Raw genomic sequence first — 5,156 nt, forward strand, 5'->3', positions numbered from 1 at the left:
CGCGCCGTTACCCGTTGAAATTTCAAGCTTTGCGCCCTTTACGCCGTTTAGCTTTACGCGCAGCATATTCGCCGCAGGGCTTGAAATCTCGGGCTTATCCATAAAGGAGTAGCTGGTTTTGTAGCTTTTCATCAAATCGTTGCAGTCTTTCGGGGTTACGAATATGTCGTAAAACACGCCGTTTTTCACGCTCAAATTTTCTCCGCCTTGCACGACGAAGTATCTAAATTTAGGTGCCTGCGTGATAAACTCCCACCGCAGCGTCTTTTGCTTCCCGCCCTGCTCGTAATTAAACTCCGCGCCGTATTTGGCGTCAAATTTAAAAACCTCTCTGCTGAAAAGCACAAACTGCCTATCGCTTAAAATGGCGTTAGGATCGGAGTTTTTGTCTAAAATTTTAACGTTTTGAAGCTCCCTGCCGCTTTCGTAAATTTTAAAACTTTTCATCGCTACGGGCGGTCCCTCGGCATTAAATTCCACGCTTACGGGATTTGCGGTGATTTTGCACTCGGGCATGGGGTCTGGAATTTCATTGCTGAAAAATGCGAGCGCGGGCTCGTCGTTCGGGTAGTAGACGTAAGGGCGCGAGTTCAGCGCGGTGGCGCCTTTGAACTTATCCTCCCTCATCCGTAGCGTTTCGTTTTTACACATCCCCAGTAGAAATTTGCCGCTTCCTTCGTCGTTTAAATTCCGCGAGCAAAAGGCGTTTAGGCGCGAATTTCCCATCTCAAAAACGTAGCTACTCTTTTTGCCGTGCTCAAAATAGCCGATGCCGATCTCATCCGAGGCGAAATCTAAAAATGCAAATCTATGGTAGATCGCGCTGAGTAGCCCGTCGATCGCGCTTTTTAGATCGCTTGAATTATAGGATAAATTTTCCCGTACTGCGGCACTATAGCCTGCGTAAAAAGCGCGCTTTGACGGATTCTCGCCCGTAAAATTCGGCTTGCCCGGGCTCTCGTCGTGCGACATCGCCTCGTTTGCGACGACATATTTTGCGTGATTAAGCGCGGAGGTGTTTAAAATTTCATTCTGCGCAAGCTGATTTAGTCCAGATTTTGCGCGCACATTGTTGATGTAGCTTAGCGGATCGTCGTAAAAGGAAAAGCCGCTCATCGCAACGAGCGGCTGTTTTAAATTTGAAGGGGTGTTTTCGCATGCGGCAAAAAGCGCGCAAATCGCCCCAAGGCCCAGGAGCCTAAGCCGTAGGGCCCGCTTTAGCAAACTCGACCCCCTCTTTTACGTCCTCGTAGCGTTTGAAATTCTCTTCAAACATCTTTGCTAGCTTATCGCGCGTGATATTATATTCCGCCGGGTGCGTCCACGTATTGATAGGATTTAGCAGCTTCGTCTTGACGCCTGCGAGCTCTTTTGGGATCGCAAGGTTAAATTTCTCGAAATTTTCAAATTCGCACTTTTTGATACTGCCGTCCAGGATCGCGTTTATGCATGCGCGAGTGGCTTTGATGCTCATTCGCTTGCCCACGCCGTACGCGCCGCCGCTCCAGCCTGTGTTTACCAGATAGACGCTGACGTTGTGCTTATCGATCTTTTCGCCTAGCAGCTTAGCGTAAACGGTTGGGTGCAGCGGCATAAACGGCTCGCCAAAGCACGCGCTAAATGTCGCCACGGGCTCGGTGATGCCGCGCTCGGTGCCGGCAACTTTGGCCGTATAGCCGCTTAGGAAATAATACATAGCCTGCTCTTTGGTTAGCTTTGCGACCGGCGGCAAAACGCCGAATGCGTCGGCGGTTAGGAAGATGATGTTTTTCGGATGGCCGCCAGCAGAGCTTGGCTCGTAGTTATCGATGTGATAGATCGGGTAGCTGACACGGGTGTTTTCGGTCTTGCTGCCGTCTTTATAGTCCACGACGCCAGCCTCGTCCGCAACCACGTTTTCAAGCAATGCGTCGCGCTTGATCGCGGCGTAAATTTCAGGCTCGCTGCTCGGGTCTAAATTTATGCACTTCGCGTAGCAGCCGCCCTCGAAGTTAAATATCCCCTCATCGTCCCAGCCGTGCTCGTCGTCGCCGATCAGCTTGCGGTTTGGATCGGTCGAGAGCGTAGTTTTGCCCGTGCCGCTTAGACCGAAAAATAGCGCCGTGTCGCCATCTTTGCCCACGTTTGCCGAGCAGTGCATACTTAGCTTGCCCTCGAGCGGCAACCAGTAGTTCATCATTGAGAAAATGCCCTTTTTCATCTCGCCGCCGTACCACGTTCCGCCGATAACAGCGACGTTTTCCTCGACGTTAAAGATAACGAAAACGTCGGAGTTTAGCCCCTGCTCTTTGCAATCTTCGTTTTTGCATTTGCACGCGTTGTAAACGACGAAATCGGGATGAAATTCCGCCAGCTCGCTCTTGCTTGGACGAATGAACATATTTTTAACAAAATGCGCCTGCCATGCGACTTCGGTTACAAAACGAACTGATTTTTTGCTCTTTTCGCTAGCGCCGCAAAATGCGTCTTGGATAAAGATATCCTTGCCGCTTAGCTGGGCTTTAGCTTTGGCTAAAAGCTTATCGAAAAGCTCTTTTGAGATAGGCTGATTTACCTTGCCCCAGGCGATGTATTTTTGGCTCGGATCTTGCTTTACGAAGTACTTATCCTTTGGGCTACGACCTGTAAATATGCCCGTGTCCACCATAAATGTGCCGTTACTGCTAACGCGTCCCTCGCCCATAGCCTTTTCAAGCTCGAAAAGCTCGTCATAGCTTAGGTTGTGGTTGATTTTTTTGATATCTTTAAGACCTAGTTTATCCAGATCGTTCGGAGTTGTCATTTTGCGTCCTTCTTAAATTAAATTTTGATAAAAGATTGCGCTATTATAGCTTAAAATTTAGGTGAGCTCGCTTAAGCACCGAGGATAGCCCTCATGAAATTTAGGCGGGAGCGCCGCCTAAATTTAGAGCTTATCTTAAAATCGCAAGCACTTGATCGGCATCGACCGTATCGCCCTGGGCGACTAAAATTTTATCGATTATACCTTTGCGGGGGCTTTCGATATTTATCTCCATCTTCATCGCTTCAAGCACGATGATCGTCTGCCCTGCCTCGACGATATCGTCTTGCTTGACTAAAATTTTAAATACGTTGCTAGGAAGCGTCGCTTTTACTTCGTTGCCGTCCGCGCCGCTTGCCTTGCTTTCGGGGCTAGCTTGCACTTGCGGCTTTGCGGGCGCTGAGGTATCGAAGCTAACGTCGTATCGATCGCCGTTTACGAGCACATTTTGCCCCGCAAATTCTACGCTGTAAATTTTGCCGTTAATTTTAACGTCAAATTTGCCGTTTTTAGAAATACCGTTTTGATGGCTTACAGCGGGCGCTACGTCCTCTTTTTTGCGGCTCATCACCTTGCCCTCGCCTTTTAAAAACGCGATGCCCTTTTCTTTGCACGCAAGCGCGATGAATATGTTCTCCTCGCTAGGCTCGATGCCTTGTTCGCGCAGAATTTTCTGCGCATACGCAATACTCTTGCTCTCGTCGGCGTCGGCGATATCTACGGCGTGCTTGGTCGTAGGCTCTAGCCCCAGCTGCTCGGCAGCCATCTTAATCACGCCGTCATCGGGTTTAACGGGCGTCTTGCCGAAATAACCTAGCACCATCTTGCCGTAGCCCTCGGCGATCTTTTTCCACGGACCGAACATTACGTTGTTAAACGCCTGCTGGAAATAAAACTGACTAACCGGAGTCACGCTCGTGCCGAAACCGCCCTTTTCGACGACCTCGCGCATAGCCTTGATGACGGCTGGAAATTTGTCTAAAATTTTATTATCGCGCATCATCTGAGTGTTTGCGGTAAGCGCGCCTCCTGGCATCGGCGAAAACGGAATGAGCGGGCTTACCTGCGTGGCCTCTGGCGGCATAAAATAATCCTTCAAGCACTCGCCCAAAACCTCTTCATATTTTAAAATTTTCTCCGCGTCTAGCCCCAGGTCGAAATTTTGCCCCTTCGTCGCGTGCAGCAGCGTAAGGATGTCCGGCTGGCTGGTGCCGCCGCTTACGGGATGCGCGGCAAGATCGATGCCGTCTACGCCCGCAACGAGCGCAGCCTGATAGCATGCGACGCTAACGCCCGCCGTCTCGTGTGTGTGCAGGCGGATATGCACGCCGTCGCCTAAAATTTTACGCGCGCGCTTGATCGTCTCATAGACCTTCTGCGGGCTGCTGGTACCGCTTGCGTCTTTGAAGCAGACGCTGTCGAACGGAATCTGCGCATCTAAAATTTGACGCAGAATTCTCTCGTAAAACGCCGCATCGTGCGCGCCGCTGCATCCCGGCGGCAGATCCATCATCGTAATCACGACTTCGTGTTTAAGACCGTGACGATGTATGCACTCGCCGCTAAATTTTAAATTTTCCACGTCGTTTAGCGCGTCGAAATTTCTAATCGTCGTCGTGCCGTGCTTGGCAAAAAGCTTGGCGTGCAGATCGATGATCTCGCGGCTGCCAGTATCGAGCGTGACGGTATTTACGCCGCGGCTAAGGGTTTGCAGGTTCGCCTCAGGCCCCACGATGCTTCTAAATTTATCCATCATCTCAAAGGCGTCTTCGTTTAGGTAAAAATACAGGCTCTGAAACCGCGCGCCGCCACCGAATTCGAAGTGCGTGATGCCCGCGTCTTTGGCCGCGCTAACGGCAGGCAAAAAGTCCGCCATCGCCACGCGCGCGCCGAAAACTGACTGAAATCCGTCGCGAAAGGTCGTATCCATAACGTCGATAAGCTTTTTAGCCATTTTTAGCTCCTAGATTAAATTTTGCAAATTCTAATATTTCTAGCCTAAAAAAGCTTTTAAAATAAAAATTTTAGATGAATTTCGCCTGTGTTCGCTTGCGGCGGCGGGGTTAAAATTTGACGGCAAGATTAAAAAATTTAATGTGAGCAGGAGAAATTGTGACAGCGAGCGGGAGCCGGCAGGGGGCTCTCACAAGGATACCGAATTTTATTCGAGTAAAATTCGCCAATTCAAAATTTAGCTCGAAATTTTGCCGCGAGAATGAAATTTTTAGCGAAAATATCTGCAATTTATTATAAAATTACGCGCAGAAAGGATATTCATGGCTTTAAAATTTCAAAACAGATACTCTAAAAAATTCCTAATTTTCTGCGCAGTGTGGGCGCTTTGCTGGCTGGCGTTTTCATATTTTTTCCTGCA

General features: G+C 49.5%; 3 protein-coding genes. All 3 read right to left on the reverse strand.

Annotated features, from left to right (window positions below; all coding sequences use genetic code 11):
* Positions 1-1,224 (reverse strand): CAP domain-containing protein (locus tag Q0438_RS03425; protein WP_299187407.1); only part of this gene is annotated, 1,224 nt, incomplete at its 3' end.
* On the reverse strand, positions 1,199-2,782 hold the full coding sequence (gene pckA / locus Q0438_RS03430) for a phosphoenolpyruvate carboxykinase (ATP) (RefSeq protein WP_299187409.1): 1,584 nt from the start codon (positions 2,780-2,782) through the stop codon (positions 1,199-1,201). The genes Q0438_RS03425 and pckA, both read right to left, overlap by 26 nt.
* Before the next feature lie 130 nt (positions 2,783-2,912).
* Complete coding sequence (locus tag Q0438_RS03435; RefSeq protein WP_299187412.1) at positions 2,913-4,736, reverse strand: biotin/lipoyl-containing protein; 1,824 nt, start codon at positions 4,734-4,736, stop codon at positions 2,913-2,915.
* Between the last annotated feature and the right edge of the window lie 420 nt (positions 4,737-5,156).

It is taken from the genome of uncultured Campylobacter sp. (assembly GCF_938030785.1).
Taxonomy (GTDB): Bacteria; Campylobacterota; Campylobacteria; order Campylobacterales; family Campylobacteraceae; genus Campylobacter_B.

What these genes read in the sequence shown, in the direction of transcription:
- Q0438_RS03435 (WP_299187412.1), bottom strand. Translation starts at nt 4,736, where the DNA reads ATGGCTAAAAAGCTTATCGACGTTATGGATACGACCTTTCGCGACGGA.
- pckA (WP_299187409.1), bottom strand. Translation starts at nt 2,782, where the DNA reads ATGACAACTCCGAACGATCTGGATAAACTAGGTCTTAAAGATATCAAA.